Source organism: Paenibacillus sp. FSL R7-0333, assembly GCF_038000365.1.
GTDB classification, from domain to species: Bacteria; Bacillota; Bacilli; order Paenibacillales; family Paenibacillaceae; genus Paenibacillus_AQ; species Paenibacillus_AQ silagei.
On the sequence record NZ_JBBOBZ010000001.1, the window covers coordinates 2,394,567 to 2,418,034 of the forward strand.

Genomic DNA, 23,468 nt, shown 5'->3' on the forward strand with positions numbered 1-23,468 from the left:
AGCGCTGAGGACAGATTTCCCTGCAGCAGGCTGAGCGCAAGCAGGAGCGGGAGTGATTTGGCGGTAACGGACATGACGGCAGCCTCCTGATTCTCAAAGTCTGCTTAGTATGCCCTGCCAATTCATGTTTATTAAATCTTGCTTACAGATGAAGTTATGTGAGCAGGCTATAAATAATGAAGACAAAAGCCAGCGCAATCATAATGACTGCGGTCAATGCCATCCCGCGCTTCAAGCGCGGGGGCATTTTGTCCTTGCTCATAATCAGTACGGCACCCAGGCACAGGACGACAATGACATAAATGACAAGACTCTCATTATTCATGCCGGACTATACCTGTTTGAAGGCTGCGATGATATTCTTGTACTCTTCTTCATTATCCTTGTAGGATTCTTTATTGAAGCGGTTGTTCACCCACTGCATCATAGCCGGACGGCTCATGAAGGTATGCGTTTCTTCTCCCCATTGGTCGGAGATTTCACGAAGGATAATATAACGTCCCTGAACCTCCACCGTCATCATGTTCCACTTGTCTGTTTTGTATATTTCATGTTTTTTGATCATTATCATTACCACCCTGGCGATTTTTGGCTTTTGGGTCAATGATAACGCACCGGAGAAGTGAAAAGCAAATTAAATCATGAAATCAGGGAAAAGATGGATTGCTTTACAAGTATAGAAAGAGTATAATGTAAGCATACGCCATATATGGCGGTATTTTTAGGAGGTTGTTCATTTGAAAGGTACAGTAAAATGGTTTAACGCAGAAAAGGGTTATGGTTTCCTTCAAGTTGAAGGCGGCGAAGATGTATTCGTTCACTTCTCAGCGATTCAAGGCGACGGATTCAAGACTTTGGACGAAGGCCAAGCGGTAGAATTCGATGTTACGGACGGTAACCGTGGTCCACAGGCAGCGAACGTAGTTAAATTATAAAATACGGCCAAGGCAGAGCTTCTGTCAGCCGCAATATATATATTTGATCTAGCACGCACTGGCATAAGTAGCATCAGGCAGCTTGAGCAGCACAGTTCCTTCGGGAGCTGTGTTTTTTTATGCTGCGGCGTGCCCGGTGGTGCTATATCCTTCCCCGCCCATAATCAGTCAGAGCGGGGTCTTGCTCTTACGCCGCAGCGGACGGTCCGCACCGCCCCCGAGGTCCATCAGATGCTTGGACAGGAAGCCGATGAAGGCCAGAACCGAGAAGCCGGTAGCAACCAGATAGAATACAATTCGGCCGGCATCCTGGTAGATCAGCCCGCCGAAGGTGCCGCTGAGCAGCCCTGCGCCGCTGGACCATACAACGGTGAAGAGTGCCATTCCGGTTGCCCGCAGGTGATCAGGGATGATCCGTGTGATGTAGCGGACCGCAGTTACATAATAAATGCCGAACGAAATGCTGTGCATGGCCTGAATGGCAACTACGGTACCCGGCTCCTGGGCCAGCGACATGAACAGAAAGCGCAGCGTGAACATCAGGCTGGCAAAAGCAAGCAGCGGCAGCTCCTTGAACTTGTCGCCATATCTGCTGAGCAGGAAGAAGATGGGGATCTCACTGAGCGCTGAAGCCAGCAGCGCCCAGCCGACAACTTCATCTCCTGCATTCATGCCCTTGAGGCTGATCGTCAGGAAGGCCTCGTTCATCCGGTAGCCGATGGCGAGCAAGAAGACAGAGCTGAAGAACCACAGCACTTCCTTTTGCAGCAGAATCTCTCGGAGTCCGGCGCCCTTCAGCGGTAGATCCGTAGACTCCTTGTCTATAGAGAGCGGAGCCGCTTCGGTTCGCTTCACATCCTTCAGCCCAATCGTAATCAGCAGCGCGGTTACGACAATCACAATACAAATCGCTACGCTGTACTGAGGTCCCAGTGTTCTGAGCACATAGCCGATTGTAAGGGCGAAGAAGGAGTAACCGAGCGAGCCGAATACACGGATGGCAATGAAATTCCGCCCGTGGCGCTGGGCAATTTTGATTGCCATCGTATCTGCCAGTGGAAAGACAGGGTAATAGAAGAAATAGAAAAAGGATAAAATAAGCATGACACTCGAGAAATCGGTGGCTCTGGCCAGAATAATGGCGGTGATTAGCTGGCCTCCAAGCAGGAGAGCCATAATCTTACGGACGGTACCCAGCCGGTCGCTCATCATACTCCAGAACAGATTAGAGAGAATCGAGATCAACGGGCCTACCGAGTAGAGCAGACCCATTTGCGGACTGCTGAAGCCTAAGTGGGCATAAAATAACGGGAAATAAGAAACAACCAGCACACTGGTGCCGTACAGCGTAAACATAAAGGATCGCAGCCAGTTTTGATCACTGTATTGGCCGCCGCTCCGCCTCGCATTCATGATTGTGCACTCCTTCGGGATATAGAAAAGTATAGTATAGCATAAAGCGGAGAGGCCGGGGGATTCGTATAATATCGATTTTCTGAATCTTTCAAGAGTTTGCGAAAGTGATTTTGTTGTTTGTACAAATCCGCTCTGCATATTATAATAATCATGATTTGGATAAGGAGACAACAATGTGGAGGCACTGTCATTGAATGAATTTGAGCAAGGCCGTAACCGTAGTCCGCGCGGTCCTATTGGACTCATGAAGAGGGTCTATAAGTACGTGCTGCCGGAAGTGCGATCATGTCTCGATTCCTGGCGCAAGGATGCAGAAGGAATTCCCGATCCCGAGCTCCGTAAGCAAGCGCTTGCCAGCATTGAAACGAAGCAGTTTCATTGCGAAGGCGGCGGAATCTATGCCGCCGGCAATTTGTCGATGAGACATATACTGATTCCGCTAATTGTTGCTTATCAGACGATCAGTGATTATTTGGACAACCTGTGTGACCGCAGTACTTCGCTTGACCCGGCCGATTTCCGGTTGCTGCATAAGTCCATGCTGGATGCTGTTACCCCCGGCGCGGAGCCTGTGAACTATTACGCGCTGCGTACGGAACAGAATGACGGCGGATACCTGCACAGACTGGTCCGCAAATGCCAGGAGATGACCTCCCGGCTACCCGGCTACGGTGCTGCTACTGAAGAGGTCTATAATCTGGCTGTATTGTACACTGATCTTCAGGTCTATAAGCACATTCACCCGGAGCTTAGAGAAGCTGCCCTCAAGGAATGGTGGGAGAAGGAGGGGTACCGCGCGCCTCATCTCCAGTGGAATGAATTTGCGGCCGCAACCGGTTCAACCCTGGGCGTATTCATGCTTTTTCTGGCATCCTGTGATCCTAAGCTAAGCACAGTGGCATCATCATCCATTCGTGCTGCTTATTTTCCGCATGTGTGCGGCCTGCATATCATGCTGGATTATCTGATTGACCAGGATGAAGACCGGGCCGGCGGTGATCTCAATTTCTGCAATTATTATGAGAATACGGATATGATGCTGAACCGGATCGCTTCCATTGTGGAATGGGCCCGCAAGGATGTCCGGAGTCTTCCTGAGAACTCCATGCACCGTATGATCATCGAAGGACTGCTGGCCCTGTATTTATCCGATCCCAAGGTCAGTGAGCAACGCGAGGTCCGCTCGGTATCCCGGAGGCTGATGAAGAATAGTCCGCTGACCAGACTCTTCTTCTTCGTCAACAGCCGCTGGATACGCAAACACATGTATTAGATGCTGCCGGATCTTCTCCGGGTAAGGGGAGAAACTGGCACAAATTTAAGGAGGAACTAACAGAATGTCAAACGTAAAAAAAATCGCAGTATTAACCAGTGGAGGAGACTCCCAGGGGATGAACGCCGCAGTACGTGCGGTTGTCCGCAGCGCGATCTACTTCGGAATTGAAGTATTCGGCATTCAGCGCGGGTATCAGGGCCTGTTGAACCGCGACATTTTCCCGATGGATCTGCGCAGTGTCGGAGATATCATCCAGCGCGGAGGTACGGTTCTGCAGTCTGCACGCTGTCTGGAGTTCATGAAGCCGGAAGGCCAGCAGAAAGGTGCTGACATTCTGAATGAGCTCGGCATCGACGGTCTGGTTGTTATCGGCGGAGACGGCTCTTACCATGGCGCCAACAAGCTCAGCAAGCTTGGAATCAAGACGATGGCTCTGCCGGGTACCATTGATAATGATATATCGTTCACAGATTACACTATAGGATTCGATACTGCCGTTGGCGTGGTAGTGGATGCGATCAATAAATTGCGCGACACCATGTCATCCCATGAGCGTTCCTCCATCGTAGAGGTTATGGGGCGTCACTGCGGAGATATCGCTCTGCATGCAGGCCTTGCTTCCGGGGCGGAGACGATTCTGGTGCCGGAAATGCCTTATGACCTGAATGAGGTAGCTGACCGGATGAAGGATAATTTCGCACGCGGCAAACGTCACAGTATCGTCATTGTAGCTGAAGGCGTCGGCAAGGGTGAGGATGTTGCTCAGGCACTCAAAGACCGCCATGCTTCCCTGGATGCCCGTGTTACGGTACTGGGACATATTCAGCGCGGAGGTACTCCAACACCAGGAGACCGTAACCTCGCCAGCCGTCTGGCTGATTTCGCGGTTCGTAAGCTGATCGAAGGCGAATCGGACAAGGCATGCGGAATTATTAAAGGGGAATTGACCCTGACCGATATCGATAAGGTAGTGAATACGAAGAAGGATTTCAATATCGAGCTGTATGAGCTGGCTTCCCGTTTGTCCCAGTAAGAGCAGCAGAATTTATAGAATCTTCAAGTTTCAGCGGAGCAGCAAGCCTTCCATCACCGGAAGGGGCTGCTCTTTTTTGACTTGACATTATACCCCCACCCGTATAACATCATACCCATAGGGGTATATAACTAGGAGGGAATAAGAATGAGCAGAACTATAGTCATTATCGGCGGAGTTGCCGGAGGGGCATCCGCTGCGGCACGCCTAAGAAGACTGAACGAAGAAGACAACATTATCATGATTGAGCGGGGAGAGCATGTTTCTTTTGCCAATTGCGGGCTGCCTTATTATATTGGGGAGAGTATTGATTCCCGGGACAAGCTGTTTCTGCAGACACCGGCTGGAATCCGGGGACGCTTCAATATTGATGTGAGAATCTTTACCGAGGCGACAGAGATTGACCGTGAACGTAAGCAGGTACACTGCCGCAATGTTACAACAGGCGAGACACTTCAGATTCCATATGATATCGTAGTACTTTCACCGGGAGCGAAGCCGATCGTTCCCCCGATTCCGGGCATTTCAGAGGCTGAGAACCTGTTCACCTTAAGGAATATTCCTGATACAGACCGTATCAAGGCCTATGTGGACAGCCGTCACCCCCGGCATGCCACTGTAATTGGTGCAGGTTTTATTGGTCTTGAGATGGCGGAGAACCTGCGGGAGCGGGGGCTTGATGTCACTGTGATTGACCGGGGTCAGCAGATTCTGAACCCGCTTGATCTGGAGATGGTTCGTCCGCTTGAAGAGCATATGCGTCTGCACGGGGTGGAACTGCGGATGAATGAGGGTGTAGAGGCTATTGAACAGCAAGGCAGCCTGCTCCGTCTCTCCTCCGGCGGGGAGCTTAGAACGGATATGGTTATCTTGGCAATTGGGGTCAGTCCTGAGAATGACCTGGCACGGAGCTGCGGGCTGGAGCTGGGCATCCGGGGATCGGTTAAGGTCAATGCCTCGCTACAGACCAGTGATCCGGCCATCTATGCCGTAGGGGATGTCATTGAAGTGAAGGACCGCGTTCAAGGGTTCGATACCATGGTCTCCCTGGCCTGGGGAGCGAACCGGCAGGGGCGTCTGGCCGCCGATCATATCAACGGCCGGGAAGCCTCTTACACTGGGGCATTAGGTACTGCGATTATCAAAATCTTCGATATGACTGCTGCGCTGACCGGGAACAACGAGAAGACCCTTAAGTCGCTTGGGGTACCTTATGAAGCTGTGCATATCCATCCGAATTCTCATGCCGGTTACTACCCCGGTGCTGCACCGATAGCGCTTAAGCTGCTGTTCAACCCGCAGACAGGAGAGATTTATGGAGCACAAGCGGCCGGAAGTGCCGGAGTGGACAAAAGAATAGATGTCATTGCCACCGCGATCCGCAGCAAGCTTAAGGCAGATGAGCTGGCCGATCTGGAGCTGGCGTATGCGCCGCCGTATTCCTCGGCCAAAGATCCGGTCAATATGGCGGGCTATGTTGCCTCCAATCTGATGGAGGGACTCGTCCGTAATCTGCAATGGCATGAAGTGGATGAATTCACACGTAGTGGCGGCCTCATCATTGATGTCAGAGACGAAGCGGAGCGTTTAGCCGGTTTCATTCCGGGTTCCATCAACATTCCGCTGGCTGAGCTGAGAGGCCGGCTCACAGAGATTCCCGGGGATCGGGAGATCGCCGTGTCCTGCCAGGTAGGGCTGCGCGGCTACATTGCTGCCCGCATGTTAATCCAATACGGATATGCAGTACAAAACGTTGACGGAGGGTACAAAACATACGCAGCGATGGCAAGGGGGAATAACACTGAGATTTCCGGGAAGAGAGAGACACCGGCTTTAAAAGTGAATGCCCCGTCTCCCGCCAGTATAGTCCATAGCCACGAACAGCTCACTCGTAAGCCGCAGCTCCTGCTGGATGCTTGCGGATTACAGTGCCCCGGCCCTATACTCAAAGTATATGAGACTATAAGCTCAATGGAGGAAGGCCAGCGGGTTGAGATTACTGCAACGGATTTCGGTTTTGCCGCTGATATCAGGCAGTGGTGCAGCAAGACGGGAAACACGCTGGAATCTGTGGATGTATCCGGCGGCAAAGTCCAGGCGCTGGTACGGAAGGGAGTAGACCCGTCAGACAGAACCGTAGTTCCGGGGGAACAGTCATCGGTCTCTGAAGGTACAACGATGATTGTTTTCAGCGGTGATCTGGACAAAACCATTGCTTCCTTCATTATTGCAACAGGCGCCGCAGCGATGGGCAAGCAGGTAACCATGTTCTTTACCTTCTGGGGGCTTAATGTTCTGCGCCGGGGGCAGTCTCCGCAGGTGAAGAAGAATGCTCTAGACCGGATGTTTGGCATGATGATGCCGAAGGGGACGCGGAAGCTTCCCTTATCCCGCATGAACATGGGGGGGCTTGGGTCGAAGCTGATCCGCTATACTATGGGCCGCAAGAATGTGGAATCCCTGGAGAATCTGATGCAAGGCGCACTGAATGCCGGGGTTAAGCTGATGGCCTGCACGATGAGCATGGACATCATGGGCATCAAGCAGGAGGAATTAATAGAAGGTGTAGACTTCGGCGGTGTTGCGAGCTATCTGGGAGCTGCCGAGGATTCCGGCGTGAACTTATTCATCTAGAGGGGGCGAATTGCAGTGGAGTATGATAAAGCTATTATCAACCGGTTGAAGCGGATCGAAGGTCAGGTGAGAGGCGTCCTCGGGATGCTGGAGGAAGGCAAAGACTGCCGTGAGATCGTGACACAACTGACAGCGATCCGAACAGCTGTAGACCGCTCTATTGGTGCCGTGATCGGAGACAATCTGGAGCACTGCATTCAGGAAGAGCTTGCGAAGGGGAACTCCCCTGAGCAAGTGATTAAGGAAGCAGTAGATCTGCTTGTAAAAAGCCGGTAATGAAGAACAGCCACAGACGAAGGAGAGTACTCTCCCTTGTCTGTGGCTGTTCTTGTTATAAGACAAGAACTTTTTTGTGGAGCTCCTTGCTATTTCATGCCTTCTCCGGGGCGAATCTGCGTTGCACCCTGACGAGCCGGCCCAGGAGCAGAATTGCGCCGATTCCAAGGCCGGTAATGAGTCCGATCCAGTAGCCGTAAGCCCCAAGCTCAGTATAAGTGGCGAGCAGGTAGCCGACGGGCAGGCCGATCACCCAATAGGCAATGAAGCAGATGACGAACGCAGGATTAACATCCTTATATCCCCGCAGCACACCTTGAGTCGGGGTTGCGATAGCGTCGGAGATCTGGAAGAAGATCGCGTAGATCAGGAAATGCTGGATCAGCGAGATAACCTCATGGTCATCCGAATATAGTCCGGCGACATGATTCCCGGCGAAGAGCAGCACCAGTGCTGTGAGCAGGGAGAGGACAGCCGCCGTACCAATGCCCATAATGCCATACTGGCGCGCATCCCTCAGCCGGCCGGAGCCGCTCTCGAAGCCGACGAGAATCGTCAGACTCATGCAGATGCTCAGCGGAATCATATAGAGAGTGGAGGCGAAGTTAATAGCGGCCTGATGGGCAGCGATTGTAATGGTATCGAAGCGGCTCATCAGCAGGGTTACAGCCGAGAACACCGCCGTCTCGAAAAAGATCGAAAAGCCGATAGGCACACCAATCTTCAGCAGCTCCTTGAGACTTACCAGGGACACCGCGTGAAATTTACGGAAAATCTGCAGATTGCGGAAAGGCTCAGCCCGGTAGACGAAGATTAGGGCAATCAGAAAAATGACCCAATACGTGATCGCAGAGGCTACGCCTGCGCCTACTCCGCCAAGGCGGGGGAAGCCGAAGTTGCCGAAGATCAGCAGATAGTTAAGTCCCACATTGACCGGCAGGGCAATCAGGGTGATGAACATGGAGACACGGGTCTGGCCCAGGGCATCAATACAGCTGCGGACAACGGTATAGCCGAACAGCGGGATAATGCCGAAGGAGATAGCACCGAGGAAGCGGAAGGCAATATCTCGTACCGCAGGCTCCAGATTCATAAAATTCAGGATCGGTGTGAGAGCGAGGCTGCCAAGAATCAGCACGAGCACGGATACGATCAGGGAGAGCCAAATGCCCTGCATCACCTGGTTAGCGACATCCTTACCCCGCTTGCTGCCGAGGAGATGAGACACAATGGGTGTAATCCCCATAAGAATACCGCTAAGGCCTGTCTGGATCGGAATCCACAGGCTTGTGCCGATGGCTACGCCGGCCAGATCATTCGTGCCGAATTTGCCGGACATATTGGTGTCGAAGAAGGTAATGGCCGACAATGCAATCTGAGTAATCAGAATCGGAAGCAATATATGCAGGAATTGCCCGGCCTTTTGTTTAATGGAAGTTGTCTGTTTCATAATCATCAATGCCCCGTTATCTTTATTTTAAATACTTATATTCCCAGTGAAAATATTCCCAGTAAAAAGCCCGGCAGCTGCCGGGCTCTGGATATCATGCGGCTATGGATACATCCGGATAATTGCAGAAAGCTTATTGGTCGTACTTCACATCGGCCGTATAGCGGTTGTTGGCATTCCATAGCAGGAATTCGTCAATATTCTGATCCTTCAAGGCGCGGATCTGATCTTCAACCTGCTTCTTGCCGTATTTGACATAATGCCCGCTGCCCAGCCAGCTGGCGGTGAAATCCTGAATCCATGGGCGGATCACCGGTTTGAAGCTGCCTAGCGGATTAAGCTTCTTGTGTGTATCGACCATTGAGCCCTTAATGGTAGCATAAGGGTCTTTGTCCGGATCCTTCACATCGAACCAGCCGGTGGAATAATGGCTCGGATAGACCATCGGGCTGATGACATCGACATTCTTGGAGATCTTCACGAAATCCTGGCCGATACCTTCTGCGGCAGGTACCGAGGCGGCATAGCCGAAGATATCCACAGAGATCCGAACTCCCAGCGGTGCCAGCTCAGCTTTGGCATACTTAACAAAGTCGGCGATAATTTCCACGCGCGGTCTGTCGCTCTTCGTGTATTTCAGAGTGTCCGCACGCTTCTCGAAGCCTTCAGGGAAGCGTACATAGTCAAACTGGATTTCCTTGAACCCGAGCTTAACGGCCTCCTTGGCAATATCTACGTTATACTTCCATACATTTTCATTATAAGGATTGACGAAGCTGTCTCCGCCTTTGTTGGCCCAGACTGAGCCGTCTTTGTTTACGAAGGATAATTCCTTGTTCTTTTTGGCGAGCACAGAATCCTTGAATACTACGATCCGCGCAATCGGGTAGACATCATGCTCCTTCAGGCGGGTCATCAGCTTGTTGATATCACCTATGAACGGCTGTGGATGTCCCATTTGCTGAAGCTCAGCATTGTCCGTTTTGTAGGTGATATATCCGGCATCATCCTTAATATCGATAACCATGGAGTTGAGCTCAGTCTTGTCCAGCAGGGCAAGCAGGGTCTCCATCCGTGCGCCCCCGGCGCTGTAGGCAGTCACGTATATCCCTTTAACCTTGGGAGCATCCGGCTGCGGATCGGCAAGAGGTGCTGTCTCCGGCGATGCGCCTGGTGAAGGTGCAGGAGAGGCAGTGCCGCCTCCGTTCGGTGATGCTGCTGCGTCCGGATTGGTGGTGTGTTCTGCGACGATGGGGGGATTCATGGCGCTCTGCAGTACTGCTGCCACATCGGCTTCATGTCCTTGATTCGGGACACCTACGCCTCCCAGGGCCATCATCAGTAAAGCCCAGGTGATATTCATTTCTTATTCGCTCCCTTTATGTACATTCCTTATAAAGTATAAGGTAACGGATGCACCCAAAAAGAACAGACTTGTAACAATACCCGTAATTTTTTGAGGTCATATTTCCGCTCTTGTTGTTTATAAACGGGATGTACAGATTTTGAACCGCTGATTATAAAAGTAAATGCCGCCCCGGACTGGCACGAAGGCCAATGACCAGGACGGCAACTATTACAACTTGCTCTTTAGGGCAGCTTGCTTAATGAAGATACGCAGAATTCTGATGCTCGCAAATGCTGTAATGGATGATATCCATGGCATCTGCCGGTTCCAGAATACTCAGACCGTCACGCAGTACGATTACAGAATTGAGTTCGTCCTGCTTCAGGAACGGTATCATATCCGGATACCACCTCATGACGATTGCTGACAGTTTTACCGTTTCCATTTCCACAAAAATCACCCTTTCCTTTTTCGAATCGAACTGAATCAGAATTCAGGGTCCACCCGGAAAAACGAAGTGCCTGGAAAAAAGAGGGTAAATCACAATCTTCATGAAATTGTTAAGGTCCTGCGTAGCTATAATATAACATAATTTGAACGGATAAGCATTTTCTTATGAATTACCGTTTGCGGAAAGAGCCCATTACACCGACAGTCTCAACAATATTTACAAAAGCCTGCGGGTCGCTTGTTTTAATAATACGTTTCAGTTCTGCAAGCTCATACCGTGTGGTCACTGTCATTAGCATGTCCCGTTCTACATGAGAATAAGCACCTTCTGTCTTAAATTTTGTAACGCCGCGCTGAAGGCCCAGCAATTGCTGCAGCAGCTCGTCAGTCCGGTTGGTGATGATGTACACGGTAACTTTGATGTGGCTGATATGAATCAGGTCGACCACCTTGCCGGTGACGTAAATGGAGACCATCGAAGCAAGCGCCAGATTCCAGTTGTCGTCAAAATAAGCCGCAGCAAGAATGACGAGACCATTGAGACCGACCAGCACACTGCCTACCGGGAAATCCCGGTACCGTGTTATAATGGAGCCCAGAATATCGAAGCCGCCTGAGGAGCCTCCTACACGGAAGGAGATGCCTGCACCGGCACCCACAAGCACCCCGCCGAAGACCGAGGCAAGCAGCATATCCGAGGATACTTGAAAGACCGGTACCACCGTCATCAGCCAGGTGGTAGCCCCTACAGAGACCATGCTGAGAATAATAAATCGGCGGCCCAGCTGGAACCATCCGGTAGCAAGCAGCGGGATATTGAAGAGTAAATAGAGTAAGCTGATGTTAAAAGGAGTGAAATAACCGGCCAGCATGGCGAGGCCGGATACGCCTCCGCTGAGCAGTCTGTGGGGGATCAGGAACAGATTAAAGCCGCTTGCGATCATCGCTGAACCGAAGAGGACGGCAAGAAAGCTCCCGAATAATCTTAGTTTAACCAAGCAAATTCACCTCTGAGTGTAGTGTGAGTGTCATGTAAGTAATGAAAGTAAGGAATACACTGGTATTCCTGATTGGGTTTGTGATATAATGTATAGGATATTCTTGAGTAGGACGTTACAATGGTATTTTTGCATTGCTTAGAATGCGAAGCTACAATTGTCAGGTGTATGTAGTGGCCTGATCATAGGACAGTTGTTTGTCCCAATACGCGCTAAACCATGCAGAAAATCCGGCATGATTGGACAGCCTATAAATGTGTTTACCGCTACTTAAGAATACAGACAAGCATGTGGAATGTCCACTGTATAGAAGGAGCATGAATAATTTGAAAACATTCGCAGAATTCGGCTTGGAGCCAAAAGTACTTCAAGCAATCACAGAGCTAGGATTTGAGGAAGCAACACCAATCCAGGAACAGGCTATCCCGCTTGCTATGGCCGGATCGGATCTTATCGGACAGGCACAGACGGGTACAGGTAAGACCGCAGCCTTCGGGATTCCCCTCATCTCCAAGATCGCAAGAGAAGAAGAGAAGATTCTGGCACTGGTAATGACGCCAACACGTGAGCTGGCCATCCAGGTCGCTGAAGAAATCGGTAAGTTGACCCGCTTCAAAGGACTTCGTTCACTGGCTATCTACGGCGGGCAGGATATCGGCCGCCAGATCCGCGGACTGAAGAGAAAACCACAGATTATTATTGGTACACCAGGACGCCTCCTGGACCATATCAACCGCAAGACCATCCGCCTGGATGATGTTCAGACGATCGTACTGGATGAAGCCGATGAAATGCTAGATATGGGCTTCATGGAGGATATCCAGACCATCCTCAAGCTCGTTCCTGAAGAACGTCAGACCATGCTCTTCTCGGCTACTATGCCTCCTAACATTCAACGCCTTGCCCAGCAGTTCTTGAAGAACCCGCAGCATGTATCCGTAATTCCTAAACAGATTAGCGCACCGCTTATCGACCAGGCTTATGTTGAAGTGCCTGAACGCCAGAAATTCGAAGCGCTTAGCCGCTTGATTGACATGGAATCGCCAGATCTGGCAATTGTATTCGGCCGCACGAAGCGCCGGGTAGACGAGCTTGCAGAAGGCTTGCAGAAGCGCGGATATTCCGCTGACGGCCTGCATGGCGACTTGTCGCAGAACCAGCGGGATGCTGTAATGCGCAAATTCCGCGACGGCAGTATTGATGTACTGGTTGCTACAGACGTAGCTGCACGCGGCCTGGACGTATCCGGCGTAACGCATGTAATTAACTTCGACCTTCCGCAGGACCCGGAGAGCTATGTACACCGTATTGGCCGTACAGGCCGCGCCGGCAAAGAAGGAACAGCCTGGTCCTTCGTAACTCCGCGCGAAATGGATCACCTGCACCTGATCGAACGCGTGACCCGTCACCGGATTACCCGCAAACCGCTTCCTACGATGGCCGAGGCTATTGAAGGCAAACAACGCATTACAGCAGAACGTCTGCTTGCAATGGTTGAGGTTGGCGAACTGAACGAATACAAAGGCATTGCCATTCAATTGCTGGAGCAATATGATTCTGTACAGCTGCTGTCCGCAGCTATGAAGCTTCTTACCGGCGATAACAAAGATGCGCAAATTGAGTTGACTCCTGAAGATCCGATCCGTGCCAAGCGCCGCGGCGGCAAGAACGACATCCGTAGCGGGCGTAAGCCTAACGGCGGCTATGGCGGCAACCGTTCCGGTTCTAGCTCCGGTGGCGGCTATCGCGGCAACCGAGACAATGCAAGTGGCGGCGGCTATCGCGGAAATCGTGACAATGCCAGCAGCGGCGGAAGCACCCGTGGCGGCTACAGCAGCGGCTATGGCGGCAACAGCGGAAGCGGCAGCAGCTACGGCGGCGGCTACAAAGGCAACCGTGATGGAGCGAGCCGTAACACAGACGGAAGACCGTCCTCGCGTCCGAGCAGCACAAGCACCCGCCCGGCCAAGCAGGATTTTGACGCTTAAGCTATAACAGAACACCTTGAAGAAGACGAGCAACCGTTACCGGTTCCCGTCTTCTTTTTTTGCTGTGGATTCACTTAGATGAAGGTACGGCTGATGATGACCAGCAGGATGAAGAGCACGAGAATTGTTCCGGTGGAAGTCCAGGGATTGCAGCAGCCAGGTGCGGACATGAGGTCAACCTCCTTTGAACATGGGGGATTTGTTGTGGTTACAATGTAATATATGGACGTATTGCAGAGCTTGCTTAGACACTTACCTAGAACTTGTAAACTTGGGCGCTGGAAAAGTCCTGTACAAACAGGTATAGTTAAGATACGCAGTATGCACAAGATAGACAGGAGGAAGGGAATTGGAGTTTAAAGGAGCAATGGGCGGTATATACCGCATCACGGAATGGATCTCACGCATCGCCTTCAGCAATATTTTATGGGCATTGTGTTCGATACCGTTCCTGTTCGCAGGAATTTTGAAGATCCTCATGCTGGGTTCAGAAGCAGGCGGACCGAATGAGCAGATTATGCTGAACTGGGTACTTGGGGTATTCGCGCCATTCACTGTATTTCCGGCTACGTCGGCGTTATTTACAGTGGTGCGCAAATGGGTAATGGGCAATACCGATGTAAGTACATTCCGCACTTTTTTTCAGGGATACAAAGAGAATTATCTGAAAAGCATGCTGGGAGGGCTTATCTACACCCTGCTGTTTGTCGTGATGTACGTTGATGTGACCGTATACATGACGCAAATGCCGAATTTCAAGATCGTCGGTATCCTGATGCTGGTGCTGATGATTATTTTGTTCGTATCGATGTTTAACTTCTTCTCCATCGTGGTTCACTACCAGATGACGTTCAAGGAAGTGGTAACCAATTCGATTCTGCTCACGATCGCCCGGCCGATCCGTGTGTTCTCGACGTTGATTGGTTCAGGCGTTCTTCTTTATATAGGTCTGCGGTATCCGGTGCTCTATGTGCTGTGTATTCCTACGCTGATTGCTATGCTCGCCTTCTTTAATTTCTTCGCTACATACAATAAGCTGCAACTACAGGTGGAGAAGAAGAAGCTGGCTGAAGAACAGGCCGCGCTGGAAGCAGCTGAGAATGAAGGTCTGCCGGCCGATGATGATGACGATGATGACGAAGACGAGGATGAAGACGACAGAGATAAGGACACCGGTAAGGATTTCAAGCGGACTTAACATTCCCTTGATCATGAGGGCAGCAATGTCAACGGAAAATGATCCCGGTGTTAAATAAAGCGTATACAGGTTTACTTTTTCGTCAAAACGCAATATAATGATTATAAATCCTGCGATGTACGTTATGGTTGCTCGTTGTTTTGAACCAATGATAATGTCTTGGGAGATCTACATGAAGCGCGGCTGAACAGCCCTGTCTATATGACCTGGGGAATTCAAAAACGACTTCTGCGGTCACCCACCTGCTCTAGCAGGTTCAGAAGACACTGCAGCCGGACGGCATAGGCGGGTTTTCTAATGGAATTGACAAGGCATCCTGTTACCTGCTCACTAGCGGGTAGAGGGTGCCTTTTTCAAGGTTAAAGTGAGCAATGCCCTTTTGTTCCGCGGACAAGAGTGTTACACTTAGGATAGTGAACTTGGGATTTGAAGAGGGGGAAGAATTTTGTCGTTGAAAAGAACCTTGGTCGGTTTATTTCGCAGTCATGACGGAACAAGCGACCGTGCCAAAGATCCGGCATTGAAAACGCGTTATTACAATCTTTCAAGAGACAAGGCGTGGGATGAAGTATCCGCAACGCTGAAGAAAATTCCTGGTTATAAGGTCTTGCATGAAGTGCAGTCTGTAGGGGAGATTACCCTGGAGAAGAGAACGGCGTTAGGCCGCTCGCTGGATATTACCGTATCTGTGTTAAGCACCACGCCCGTACGCTGTGCCGTAGATATATATTCAGCATCCAGAGGGTCGCTTGGCGATCTGGGTGCCAATTACCGTGTCATTCAGCGTTTGTACCAGTCTCTGGATAAGAAGCTGGGCAAATATAAGGTGGATTAAGGACAGCATCCGGGCATGTATTGCCGGGATTGTATGCGGTTTCCGGGAGTGGGACAGCCCGTTCCGGGCACGGATATCCTTATTGATCATCATACGCAAAAAGCGGAGAAGGATGACCTTCTGCCGCTTTTTTTCAAAAATGTACATTTATAGGCTTGGATGCTGTATAACATATCAGTGCTGTCCGTTTAAGCCTAGAGCAGAGCTTTAACTGCGGAAATCGCCGCTTCGTAGTCCGGGTGCTCAGCCATTTCACCGAGATACTCGACATAAGCCAAAGTGTCGTTCTTGTCTACAACGAAGATGGAGCGCATGTCGAGGCGGAATTCCTTAATCAGGACGCCGTAGGCTTGTCCGAAGGAAGTCTCTTTGTGGTCGGACAGGGTGATTACACTGTCGATGCCTGCGGCGCCGCACCAGCGGGCCTGGGCGAAAGGAAGATCTGTGCTGATGGTGAGGATGACAACATCATCGCCAAGACCGGCAGCTTCACTGTTGAAGCGGCGGGTCTGCGCATCGCACACACCGGTATCCAGGGAAGGTACAACGCTGATCAGCTTGATTTTGCCAGCGTATTCTGTAAGTGTAACATCTTCCAGGAGATTCTTGCTTACCGTGAATTGCGGCGCGGAATCTCCGGCTTTCAGCTGCGGGCCTACCAGAGTAATGGGGTTGCCCTTAAAAGTGGCTACGCCTGTTCTTTCTTGCGTCATGTCCTTGTTTCCTCCTTGAATTGCATTATTGGCATGTACCTGCCAGAATAAATTATAATCTTTTTAGAAGCTGGATGTCGAGCTGGACAACATACATAAAAGGATGGGTGTTATGATTTTTATAAGGTATGAGAAGTGGAGAAGCTATCTCCGGTATTATCCTGTAACCTGTGCGCTGATTCTGGCCAATGTGGTTATGTTCATCGTGCTGTCCCTGAATGGCGGCTCCACCAACCTGTATACACTGGTGGAGTACGGGGCTACGGTCAATGTGGGTGCTGAAACGGATGAGTTGTGGCGCTGCGTGACGGCGATGTTCCTTCACAACGGCTTCGCCCATTTGTTCTTCAACAGCTTCTCACTGCTTGTGTTCGCCCCGCCGCTGGAGCGGTTGATGGGCTGGTGGCGTTATGCACTGCTGTATCTGGGCGGCGGCTTCATTGCTAATCTGCTGTGGGTTCTTATAAGCAGCCGAGGGAATGTGGAGATTGGAATTGTCTCTGTAGGGGCCTCGGGGGCGATCTACGCTGTCTATGGCGCATTCCTCTATATTGCGGTGTTCCAAAGGGCAATGATGGATGAGGGCTCGCGCAAGACGCTCTACGGACTTCTGATGATGGGGATTATCGTATCCTTTGCCGCTCAAAATATCAACTATATCGCTCATATCGGCGGCCTGATCGCCGGATTCTTCATCTATGGGCTAATCATCCGTGTATTCAAACGAAAACGTCGATAAGGAAGGGTGTAATCGTGGAGCTTAGACAGCTGCAGTATTTTCTGAAGGTTGCCCAGAAGGAACATGTCACCAGAGCGGCGGAGGAGCTGCATGTCGCACAATCTGCGGTAAGCCGCCAGATTCATCAGCTGGAGCAGGAGCTGGGAGTGGATCTGTTCATGCAGAAGGGGAGGAATCTGCAGCTTACGCCTGTAGGGCAGCTCTTTTGCAAAAGAGTGGAGTCGGTGCTGAATGAACTCGACCGGTCGGTGGCGGAGGTGCATGAATTCCTTGACCCGGAGCGCGGCGAGATCCGCATCGGCTTCCCGCATAGCCTCGGGACCCATCTGATTCCCTCCATTGTGGCGGAGTTCCGCCGTCATTATCCCCATGTGAAATTCCGCTTCAAGCAGGGAGCCTATCCATCCTTAATCAAGGATGTTATCTCAGGAGAGGTGGATCTGGCATTCATCTCGCCGTTCCCGGAGAATGTAGGGCATGTGGCCGGAGATATCGTAATGACCGAGGAGCTGTTCGCCATTCTGCCGCAGAATCATCCGCTTGCAAGCAGAGAAGTGATCCGGCTGGAGCAGCTGCGGGACGAGAAGTTCGTATTGTTCAGCCAAGGCTACTCGCTGCGGCCGATTGTCTGGCAGGCCTGCCTTGCGGCAGGGTTCAAGCCGCAGATTGCTTTTGAAGGCGGAGAGACCGATACAATACGCGGTCTGGTAGCTGCCGGGATGGGGGTAAGCTTGCTGCCGGAGATGGCGCTCTACCAGACCAACCCGATGCAGCCTGCACAGGTCCGGGTGGTGGAGCCTACGATTACCAGAACCGTCGGGCTGATTCACCGGACAGAAGGCAAGCTGCCGCTGGTCGCCCAGTCCTTCCGTAACTTCCTGCTTACCTATTTCAAAGACAGGCACACAGACAATACCCCGGTCGGCTCATAGCCTACCGGGGTATTGTCTGTGTAGTGATATAGATCTTAATCGCGGTTACCGAGGAACATCAGGATCAGGCGGATCAGCTCGATCAGAGATACCAGCGCTGCTGCCACATAAGTGAGCGCTGCGGCATTCAGGACCTTGGCTACGCCGCGTTCTTCATCATTACGGATGAAGCCCTGCTGTACCATAATCTGGCGCGCGCGGCTGCTGGCGTTGAATTCAACGGGCAGCGTGACGAGCTGGAAGGCTACTGCGGCAGAGAAGAAGATAATGCCGAGCCCGATAAGGTTGAAAGAGCTGAAGATGAAGCCTGCCAGCAGCATGAAGGGGGCGACCCCGGAGGCGAAGTTCACGACCGGGAACATCCGGTGGCGGAGCGCCAGCATCGGATAATGCTCCTTGTGCTGAATCGCATGGCCGATCTCGTGACAAGCGACGGAGACTGCTGCGATGGAGCTTTCATAATATACAGGCTCCGACAGCCGCACAACGCGGTTAATCGGGTCGTAGTGGTCTGTAAGGGTTCCCTGAACCGGTTCAATGGGAACATCGTAGAGTCCGTTGGCATCCAGCATACGCCGGGCAGCTTCATAACCCGTTAAGCCGTTCATGTTCGGCACCTTGGCCCATTTCTTGAAATTGCCCTTGACCCTGAACTGGGCCCATACAGAAAAGATAAAAGCGACAGCTAACAACAGATACATTAGTGGCATCATATGTGCTCATTCCTCCATTATAAATTACAAGCTGTTACATTGGCGGCCCTTGCGTCAGCAGAAGCCGGATCGCTTCCATACAGGCGACACCCTGAGGAATCAGTGCTGCCAGTGCCCGGTTAGCCTGGCCCGGCTTCAAACCGCTTATCACGGGCTCCAGGGCCTTCACTTCCCGTTCCAGCTGCTGCATCTGAAGCTCAAGCTGAACCAGCTTGCCGGAGACCTCAGCCTCAGGTGTGGCTGCATTCCACTTGCCCATCAGGGATTTGATTTCTTCCAATGTATATTTCTCTTGCTTAAGCTGATTAATACGTTGAAGAACGACTAAGGTTTTATGACTGTAGAGCCGGTAATTCTTCATGCTCCTGGATTCCGGTGTAATCAGTCCAAGCTTCGTATAATAATCAATGGTACGTTCACTGATGCCGGCCGCCTTGGCCAGCTCTCCGATCCGGTAAAGGGTCATATCTCCAAGTTATCTCACCTCGCTATTTCCTGCGTAAAATAATCATATCAAATTGGAAACCGTACAGTCAAACGTGACGCTTACTTTAAAGTATATGCTGACCTTTCATAAAGATGCTGGGGAGGCAATCGAAGCGAGAATGTTCCTTGGAGGAGAAGAATCCATGTAAAACATGACATGGCGTGTTATATGCTTAAGCGCCCGACTCAGCTGGAAATCATCAGGATCACGGTGAGCGGAGGGTACGGTGTGGTGTGATCAAGGGATAATAAAAGGCATGTTTACTAATAGACATTAATAAAAATACAGTATGAAACTTAGGAAAAAGCTCTGTTGACTGTATGCGTTTGCATAATTGGTACGTAAGAGAGCGCGCTAATTGTGCCGGGTTACCGGTAATCGTGCTCGGGAATAGTTCTTGAGTGAAGAAAAGCGCAGCTTCCAAAATTAAATTAAAGCATTCAAAAAAATAGTCTTGTCAATTTACCTGACTTCTGATTATAATGACATTAAGAGTTTCACGCTTTGTTAGAAAATATAACATTGGGGAGTGGGGTACACTATGAAAAAAAAGATGTTGATGATGTTCCTGGGTATGATTACACTAATGATCTATCCGGTCAGCGCCTTCGCGGCTGAGGGTCCGGCAGCACCGGATCTGCAGATTGGACTCGACACTGCATTTACGTTCCTGGCATTTATCCTTGTATTCTTCATGCAATCAGGATTCGCATTACTTGAGGCGGGTTCGGTCCGGATGAAGAATGCCGGCCACGTGGCCGGTAAGACGGTACTGACACTGGCGATTGCCAGCTTGTGCTTCTGGGCACTGGGCTTTGGCCTTGGCTTCGGTAACGGCAACAGCTTCTTCGGAACTACAGGCTTCTTCTACGGCGGAGATTCTACAGCCTCCGCATTTGAATCCCTGGCCTTCTCCGATGTTACACTAAATACGAAATTCCTGTTCCAAATGGCGTTTGCGGCAGTCTCCCTGGCGATTGTATCCGGCGGTATGGCTGAACGTGCTAAGCTTAGCGTATATATTATCTTCGGAATTCTCTTCTCGGTTGTAATTTATCCGGTTGTCGCTCACTGGGTATGGGGCGGCGGCTGGCTGGCAGAGCTGAGCATGCAGGATTATGCAGGCTCTACAGTAGTCCATCTTACAGGTGCAACGGCGGCTGTAGTGGCGACCATTCTCCTCAAGCCCCGTCTTGGCAAATTCAACAAAGAAGGCAAGCCGGTTATTATTCCGGGGCATAACCAGGTCTTCACTGTACTTGGGGTTATCATTCTCTGGTTCGGCTGGTTCGGCTTCAACCCCGGCAGCGCCTTGTCCCCTATGGGCGGATTCTTCGGACACGTAGCGCTGACTACTAACATTGCAGCGGCGGCAGGCGGTCTGGCAGCACTGGCAGCTTCCTGGCTGTACTTCGGCAAATCCGATATTCCGGCCATGCTTAACGGCGTACTGGCAGCTCTGGTTGCCATCACTGGTGCCTGTGCCTTCGTAGAGCCTTGGGCAGCCATCGTTATCGGTCTCATTGCCGGTGCCTTCACCTTCATGACCTCGCAGTGGCTGGAGCGTGCAGGATTGGATGATCCGATCTATGCTTTCTCTGTTCATGGTATCGCCGGTATGTGGGGGGCGTTGTCTACAGGCCTCTTCGCAGCACCTGATCTGATTGAACAAGGCGCACTTGTAGGTAAAGCAGGTCTGTTCTACGGCGGCGGCTTCCATCAGCTCGGCGTGCAGGCACTGGGTGTAGTCGGAACCTTCGTGTTCGTGGCTGTGATGTCCTTCGTCATCCTGTATGTAATGAAGATGGTTATGGGTATCCGTGTAACGGAAGAAGAAGAATTGATGGGTCTGGATATCAGTGAGCATGGTACGTACGGTTATCCTGAGCAAATGAAGCTGATTAGTGAATCAGAATCCAAAACCCTCAAACACTAATATTTATACTCAGGCAGGGAGGCGGACCGAGTGGCTTCGATGGAGGCAGCGGATTGGAACGAAGAAGAAAGTTACTTGTCCATCGTAACAGCCGGTTCGCCGGAGGAGCTTAAGGCGAGGCGTACCGCATGTCAACAAGTGCTGCTGGAGCAGCTGAGTGTGATTCCCGTTCAGGAATGGATGCACCGGGTCAATGCGATGCATGACCAGCTTGTCGGGACGGCGGTACGCATATGTGAGGCGCAGATGAAGGAGGCGGGCTACGGCCTGCCTCCCTGCGCCTATTCCTTTATTGTATTCGGCAGTGCGGGCCGGCAGGAGGCTACGCTGTGGAGCGATCAGGATAACGGTTTAATTGTAGAGGAAGCGCTGGAGGGTGAGCGGAAAAGGTATTTCGAAGCTTTTGGCAGCATGCTGTCGGATATTCTTGAGGCGATTGGCTATGAGAAATGCGAGGGCAGGGTCATGTGCTCTGAGCCGCTCTGGCGGAAGTCACTGGCAGACTGGAAGCGCCAGCTGGCTGACTGGATGGAGCAACTCGAATGGGAGCCTGTCCGGTACCTGATTATAGCTTCGGATATGCGTCATGTAGCGGGAAGTGAGGCACTGTCTGCGCAGTGGCGGGAAGCCCTGCATGCCGGATTCACAGATAACAGCAAATTGACGATGGCGGTACTGCGCAATACGGTGCGCCATAAAGCGACGCTGAATCTGCTGGGGCAGGTGCTCACGGAACGGTTCGGTGATAATGCCGGCGGCTTCGATGTCAAATATGGCCTCTACATTCCGCTTGTCAATATTGTCAGGCATTTGTCGCTGCTGCACGGAATCGAAGCATCTTCGACACTGAAGCGGCTTGATGAGCTGGCTAAGCTGGAGCAGTATCAGCATCTGGAAGAGATCAGGCGCGCTTGTCTGACGGCGCTCAGGATGCGGGTGAACACGCCGTTTACGGTGACGGATGGTCTGCTCGTGAGCAGCGATTATTATGCCGAGCATGATCTGAAGAATAAGCAGCTCCGGGCGGAGCTGCGGGAAAGCCTGCTGCTGATCAGACGCCTGCATAAGGCGCTGCAGCGGCAGCTCCGGTCAGCGGAAAGGAGACAGCTATGAAGGAGCCGAGCAAGGGCGGAGGATTCTGGAATAATCTGCGGCAAGGCGGAATGCCCTCCGCCATCGCTTCCATGAGAGGCGGGGAATCGGCGCAGCAGACAGCCCAGCAAATGGCCTTTATCCGTTCTCTGATGCGCGAGAAACGGCGTCCCGAGGTGCTGCATACTCCGCTGTCTGAACTGGAGACGGTGATATTCGATCTGGAGACTACGGGCTTCTCCCACCAGGGCGGGGATGAGATTATGTCCATCGGGGCGATCCGGGTGGTCGGGGAAGAGATCAAGGCAGAGGAATGCTTCTATACACTGGTGAACTGCGGAGCAACGATTCCGGACAATATTACGAGACTGACCGGAATCTCAGCAGAGATGACCTCCTCTGCTCCGCCGCTGATGGACGGCTTGCATAACTTCATGTCCTTCGTCGGGCAGCGGGTGCTGGTGGCGCACGGAAGTGCCCATGATAAGGCGTTCCTGAATGCCGCCCTATGGAAGACCTCCAAGGTCCAGTTAACCCACCGGGTGCTGGATACGATGATGCTGGCCCGCTGGCTGGAGCCGCACCGCAGCAATTACACGCTGGATGAGCTGCTGGCGGTTCATGAGATTCCCATTGAGGGCCGCCATCATGCGCTGGAGGATGCCAAGATGACGGCGAAGCTGTGGGTAGCTTACATCCGCCAGATCTTACAAAAGAATCAGGTAGATACGTTAGGCGACTTGTATGCCTATCTAAGCAGGACATGAGGGTTATTGTGTAAGACTAGCCGGATTGCAGTGCAAAGCGGGGACTAATTAAGGTATATCAGGAAGGCGGCGGGTCAGGCGCTACGTTGCGTATCGGCCTTAGGCCAATACACATGCCACCCGCTGCGGCAGCGCCAGCAGCTGTCCGCAGGTCTCCTGCGGCAGCCGGGCAGCAGAAGCTTCCCCAGCCTCTGCTGTACGGATGAGTCCGGTCTGAACAGCCGGGGGCTTCCCTGGGCCGCTGTCAGCTTT

Annotated in this window: 24 protein-coding genes and 1 other RNA gene; 14 read left to right on the forward strand and 11 right to left on the reverse strand. The window is 51.7% G+C overall.

What is annotated here, in order from left to right:
* Positions 1-154: 154 nt before the first annotated feature.
* Positions 155-325 carry a hypothetical protein gene (locus MKY86_RS09815; RefSeq protein WP_340826790.1) on the reverse strand — a complete coding sequence of 57 codons (171 nt, stop codon included), beginning with the start codon at positions 323-325 and terminating at the stop codon, positions 155-157.
* A gap of 6 nt (positions 326-331) precedes the next feature.
* Complete coding sequence (locus MKY86_RS09820) at positions 332-565, reverse strand: hypothetical protein (RefSeq protein ID WP_036702226.1); 234 nt, start codon at positions 563-565, stop codon at positions 332-334.
* Between the two features lie 172 nt (positions 566-737).
* On the opposite strand from MKY86_RS09820, the gene MKY86_RS09825 reads away from it, so the two are divergent.
* On the forward strand, positions 738-935 hold the full coding sequence (locus MKY86_RS09825; RefSeq protein ID WP_036725228.1) for a cold shock domain-containing protein: 198 nt from the start codon (positions 738-740) through the stop codon (positions 933-935).
* A gap of 168 nt (positions 936-1,103) precedes the next feature.
* On the opposite strand, the gene MKY86_RS09830 is transcribed toward MKY86_RS09825, so the two are convergent.
* A complete protein-coding gene (locus tag MKY86_RS09830) occupies positions 1,104-2,348 on the reverse strand; it encodes an MFS transporter (protein ID WP_076078420.1) in 1,245 nt (414 codons plus the stop codon).
* 193 nt (positions 2,349-2,541) lie between these two features.
* Between MKY86_RS09830 and MKY86_RS09835 the strand changes: the two genes are divergently transcribed.
* The 4 genes from MKY86_RS09835 to MKY86_RS09850 all read left to right on the forward strand — a co-directional run bounded on the left by MKY86_RS09835 (position 2,542) and on the right by MKY86_RS09850 (position 7,570).
* On the forward strand, positions 2,542-3,624 hold the full coding sequence (locus tag MKY86_RS09835; RefSeq protein WP_076078515.1) for a tetraprenyl-beta-curcumene synthase family protein: 1,083 nt from the start codon (positions 2,542-2,544) through the stop codon (positions 3,622-3,624).
* Positions 3,625-3,688: 64 nt separating this feature from the next.
* On the forward strand, positions 3,689-4,660 hold the full coding sequence (gene pfkA / locus MKY86_RS09840) for a 6-phosphofructokinase (protein WP_036725223.1): 972 nt from the start codon (positions 3,689-3,691) through the stop codon (positions 4,658-4,660).
* Between the two features lie 147 nt (positions 4,661-4,807).
* Positions 4,808-7,294: a CoA-disulfide reductase gene (locus MKY86_RS09845; protein ID WP_076078421.1), complete on the forward strand. Its 2,487-nt coding sequence runs from the start codon at positions 4,808-4,810 to the stop codon at positions 7,292-7,294.
* A gap of 15 nt (positions 7,295-7,309) precedes the next feature.
* Positions 7,310-7,570 (forward strand): metal-sensitive transcriptional regulator, encoded by a 261-nt coding sequence (locus MKY86_RS09850; RefSeq protein ID WP_076078423.1) that lies wholly within the window; start codon positions 7,310-7,312, stop codon positions 7,568-7,570.
* 94 nt (positions 7,571-7,664) lie between these two features.
* Here the strand turns inward: MKY86_RS09850 and MKY86_RS09855 are convergent, their stop codons facing one another.
* The 4 genes from MKY86_RS09855 to MKY86_RS09870 form a co-directional block, all read right to left on the reverse strand.
* Positions 7,665-9,020, reverse strand: a complete 1,356-nt coding sequence (locus tag MKY86_RS09855; RefSeq protein ID WP_036725483.1) for an MATE family efflux transporter — start codon at positions 9,018-9,020, stop codon at positions 7,665-7,667.
* Between the two features lie 133 nt (positions 9,021-9,153).
* Positions 9,154-10,383 (reverse strand): putative glycoside hydrolase, encoded by a 1,230-nt coding sequence (locus MKY86_RS09860; RefSeq protein WP_076078424.1) that lies wholly within the window; start codon positions 10,381-10,383, stop codon positions 9,154-9,156.
* Positions 10,384-10,624: 241 nt separating this feature from the next.
* On the reverse strand, positions 10,625-10,813 hold the full coding sequence (locus tag MKY86_RS09865) for a hypothetical protein (protein ID WP_171718441.1): 189 nt from the start codon (positions 10,811-10,813) through the stop codon (positions 10,625-10,627).
* A 175-nt stretch (positions 10,814-10,988) separates the two neighbouring features.
* Positions 10,989-11,816 carry a YitT family protein gene (locus MKY86_RS09870; RefSeq protein WP_036725214.1) on the reverse strand — a complete coding sequence of 276 codons (828 nt, stop codon included), beginning with the start codon at positions 11,814-11,816 and terminating at the stop codon, positions 10,989-10,991.
* Between the two features lie 326 nt (positions 11,817-12,142).
* On the opposite strand from MKY86_RS09870, the gene MKY86_RS09875 reads away from it, so the two are divergent.
* Positions 12,143-13,804, forward strand: a complete 1,662-nt coding sequence (locus MKY86_RS09875; RefSeq protein WP_076078426.1) for a DEAD/DEAH box helicase — start codon at positions 12,143-12,145, stop codon at positions 13,802-13,804.
* A gap of 74 nt (positions 13,805-13,878) precedes the next feature.
* On the opposite strand, the gene MKY86_RS09880 is transcribed toward MKY86_RS09875, so the two are convergent.
* A complete protein-coding gene (locus MKY86_RS09880; protein WP_036702210.1) occupies positions 13,879-13,974 on the reverse strand; it encodes a hypothetical protein in 96 nt (31 codons plus the stop codon).
* A gap of 179 nt (positions 13,975-14,153) precedes the next feature.
* Between MKY86_RS09880 and MKY86_RS09885 the strand changes: the two genes are divergently transcribed.
* The 3 genes from MKY86_RS09885 (at position 14,154) to MKY86_RS09895 (ending at position 15,837) form a co-directional block, all read left to right on the forward strand.
* Positions 14,154-15,002: a YesL family protein gene (locus tag MKY86_RS09885; RefSeq protein WP_076078427.1), complete on the forward strand. Its 849-nt coding sequence runs from the start codon at positions 14,154-14,156 to the stop codon at positions 15,000-15,002.
* Positions 15,003-15,106: 104 nt separating this feature from the next.
* A non-coding RNA gene (gene ssrS, locus MKY86_RS09890) (6S RNA) lies at positions 15,107-15,298 on the forward strand.
* Positions 15,299-15,447: 149 nt separating this feature from the next.
* Entirely contained in the window at positions 15,448-15,837 is a 390-nt protein-coding gene (locus MKY86_RS09895) for a DUF1499 domain-containing protein (RefSeq protein ID WP_036725209.1), read from the forward strand.
* 194 nt (positions 15,838-16,031) lie between these two features.
* Here the strand turns inward: MKY86_RS09895 and tpx are convergent, their stop codons facing one another.
* Complete coding sequence (gene tpx, locus MKY86_RS09900) at positions 16,032-16,550, reverse strand: thiol peroxidase (RefSeq protein ID WP_076078429.1); 519 nt, start codon at positions 16,548-16,550, stop codon at positions 16,032-16,034.
* 112 nt (positions 16,551-16,662) lie between these two features.
* Here tpx and MKY86_RS09905 point away from each other — a divergent pair, with 112 nt between their 5' ends.
* Entirely contained in the window at positions 16,663-17,289 is a 627-nt protein-coding gene (locus tag MKY86_RS09905; protein WP_076078430.1) for a rhomboid family intramembrane serine protease, read from the forward strand.
* Positions 17,290-17,303: 14 nt separating this feature from the next.
* Complete coding sequence (locus MKY86_RS09910; protein WP_076078432.1) at positions 17,304-18,221, forward strand: LysR family transcriptional regulator; 918 nt, start codon at positions 17,304-17,306, stop codon at positions 18,219-18,221.
* Positions 18,222-18,256: 35 nt separating this feature from the next.
* Here the strand turns inward: MKY86_RS09910 and MKY86_RS09915 are convergent, their stop codons facing one another.
* Together MKY86_RS09915 and MKY86_RS09920 are read right to left on the reverse strand one after the other, a co-directional pair.
* A complete protein-coding gene (locus MKY86_RS09915) occupies positions 18,257-18,934 on the reverse strand; it encodes a zinc metallopeptidase (protein WP_445669896.1) in 678 nt (225 codons plus the stop codon).
* 34 nt (positions 18,935-18,968) lie between these two features.
* Positions 18,969-19,400 carry a MerR family transcriptional regulator gene (locus tag MKY86_RS09920; RefSeq protein ID WP_076078434.1) on the reverse strand — a complete coding sequence of 144 codons (432 nt, stop codon included), beginning with the start codon at positions 19,398-19,400 and terminating at the stop codon, positions 18,969-18,971.
* 562 nt (positions 19,401-19,962) lie between these two features.
* On the opposite strand from MKY86_RS09920, the gene MKY86_RS09925 reads away from it, so the two are divergent.
* Genes MKY86_RS09925 through MKY86_RS09935 form a run of 3 tightly spaced genes read left to right on the forward strand, consistent with a single transcriptional unit; the run spans position 19,963 to position 23,216 of the window.
* The gene (locus tag MKY86_RS09925; protein WP_076078435.1) at positions 19,963-21,357 is read left to right on the forward strand and encodes an ammonium transporter; all 1,395 of its coding nucleotides are present in this window, start codon (positions 19,963-19,965) and stop codon (positions 21,355-21,357) included.
* Positions 21,358-21,396: 39 nt separating this feature from the next.
* A complete protein-coding gene (locus MKY86_RS09930; RefSeq protein WP_076078518.1) occupies positions 21,397-22,470 on the forward strand; it encodes a DUF294 nucleotidyltransferase-like domain-containing protein in 1,074 nt (357 codons plus the stop codon).
* Entirely contained in the window at positions 22,467-23,216 is a 750-nt protein-coding gene (locus MKY86_RS09935) for an exonuclease domain-containing protein (RefSeq protein WP_036725197.1), read from the forward strand. Before MKY86_RS09930 ends, MKY86_RS09935 begins: the two co-directional genes overlap by 4 nt.
* The last annotated feature ends 252 nt before the right edge of the window (positions 23,217-23,468 follow it).